The sequence below is a fragment of the Arthrobacter sp. HMWF013 genome (assembly GCF_003061105.1).
In the GTDB taxonomy this organism is placed as follows: Bacteria; Actinomycetota; Actinomycetes; order Actinomycetales; family Micrococcaceae; genus Arthrobacter.
This window is the reverse complement of the sequence record NZ_QAIQ01000030.1, coordinates 1-2,095: the sequence shown is the minus strand read 5'-3', so window position 1 is coordinate 2,095 and position 2,095 is coordinate 1. Positions and strand designations below refer to the sequence as shown.

Annotated in this window: 2 protein-coding genes; both read left to right on the top strand. The window is 65.8% G+C overall.

Going from position 1 to position 2,095, the window contains the following annotated elements; genetic code table 11:
- The first annotated feature begins 75 nt into the window (after window positions 1–75).
- Entirely contained in the window at window positions 76–1,581 is a 1,506-nt protein-coding gene (locus tag DBR22_RS01435; protein WP_108597454.1) for an NAD-dependent succinate-semialdehyde dehydrogenase, read from the top strand.
- 194 nt (window positions 1,582–1,775) lie between these two features.
- Window positions 1,776–2,095 (top strand): recombinase family protein (locus DBR22_RS01430; protein ID WP_146187329.1); only part of this gene is annotated, 320 nt, incomplete at its 3' end.

Below are 2,095 nucleotides of genomic sequence, written 5' to 3'. Positions count from 1 at the left end.
CCCGCAATCCCGGTGGTTGAGCCTGCCGAACAAGACAGGCTCAACCACCGATCCATGACCCCTCTGAGGAGCACCATGTCTCTTGCCCCTACCCTCTCCCCCGCCCTTACGCCGCAGCGCGAAACTGCGCTTCTCGCGTCCGTGCCCACAGGCCTTCTGATTGGCGGGCAGTGGCGGGACGCGTCCGACGGCGGCACCTTCGACGTGCACGACCCCGCCACCGGGAAGGTGCTCGCCACCCTCGCCTCCGCCACCAGCGAGGACGCCCTCGCCGCCCTTGACGCGGCCGACGCTGTGCAGGCGTCCTGGGCGCGAACCGCACCGCGGGTGCGGGCCGAAGTCCTGCGCCGGGCCTTTGACCTGGTTACCGAACGGGCCGAGGACTTCGCGCTGCTGATGACCCTGGAAATGGGCAAACCGCTGGCCGAGGCGCGCGGCGAAGTCACCTACGGGGCCGAGTTCCTGCGCTGGTTCTCCGAAGAAACCGTCCGCGACTACGGCCGCTACCTCACCACCCCCGAGGGCAAAAACAAGATCCTCGTCCAGCACAAGCCCGTCGGCCCCTGCCTGCTGATCACCCCCTGGAACTTCCCGCTGGCCATGGCCACCCGCAAGGTCGCACCCGCCGTCGCCGCCGGCTGCACCATGGTCCTCAAACCCGCGAAACTCACCCCGCTCACCGCCCAGTACTTCGCCCAGACCATGCTCGACGCGGGCCTGCCCGCCGGAGTGCTGAACGTCGTCTCTTCCTCCTCCGCCTCCGGCATTTCCGGGCCGCTGCTCAAAGACTCGAGGTTGCGGAAAGTCTCCTTCACCGGCTCCACACCGGTGGGCAAACGACTCATGGCCGACGCGGCGCAGAATGTCCTGCGGACCTCGATGGAACTGGGCGGGAACGCCCCGTTCATCGTGTTCGAAGACGCCGACCTCGATTCCGCCGTCGAAGGGGCCATGGCCGCCAAGATGCGGAACATGGGCGAAGCCTGCACCGCAGCCAACCGCTTCCTCGTCCACGAATCCGTCGCACAGGAATTCACTGCCAAGTTCGCCAAAGCGATGGGCGCCCTGACCACCGGCCGTGGTACAGACCCCTCAACCCAGGTCGGCCCGCTCATCGACGCCAGCGCCCGGGATGACGTCCACGCCCTGGTCGCTGCCGCCGTTGACGCTGGCGCTGTCTCTTTGACCGGCGGCGCACCGGTGGACGGGCCCGGCTACTTCTACCAGCCCACCGTCCTCGCCAACGTACCCAACGACGCGGAAATCCTTCGCCAGGAAATCTTCGGCCCCGTCGCCCCCGTCACCACCTTCGGAACGGAAGACGAAGCCATCAAGCTCGCCAATGCCTCCGAGTACGGGCTCGCGTCCTACCTCTACAGCCGCAACTTCAACCGCCTCCTCCGCGTCGCCGAACAGATCGAATTCGGCATGGTCGGATTCAACGCCGGCGTCATCTCCAACGCCGCCGCACCCTTTGGCGGCGTCAAACAATCAGGCCTCGGACGCGAAGGCGGCTCCGAAGGCATCGCCGAATACACCACCACCCAATACATCGGCATCAGCGACCCCTACGCCGTCTAAACCCGCATCACAACGAGCGCCCGTCAGCCCACTCTTTTCAGGGGCCGGCGGGCGCTTGTCATGGAGCGGTGACTGTCACCGTGCTGCCGATCAGATTGGATTACACCCCAACCAGACAAGGGAGTGTCAGGGGCTTGACTTCTTTGTAGGAGGGTTCTAGAACTCAACCTCACAGGCGAAGGTTGGAGGCAGCAGTGGCCGGACAGCGAATCGGGTATGTGCGGGTGAGCACGCTGGACCAGAACGAGAAACGCCAGCTCGAAGGCCAGGTCCTGGACCGGGTCTTCACGGACAAGGCCTCGGGCAGGGACACTGCCAGGCCGGAACTCACGGAACTGCTGCGGTTCGCCAGAGACGGGGACACCGTCGTGGTGCACAGCATGGACCGGCTCGCACGCAACCTCGACGACTTACGTGCTCTCGTCCAAGGCCTGACCCGCAAGGGCGTCCGGGTGGAGTTCGTCAAAGAGAGCCTGGTCTTCACCGGCGAGGACTCCCCCATGGCCAACCTCAT

Bases quoted from the DNA above. Each gene is read 5' to 3' on its own strand.
- DBR22_RS01435 (WP_108597454.1), top strand. From the start codon at position 76: ATGTCTCTTGCCCCTACCCTCTCCCCCGCCCTTACGCCGCAGCGCGAA.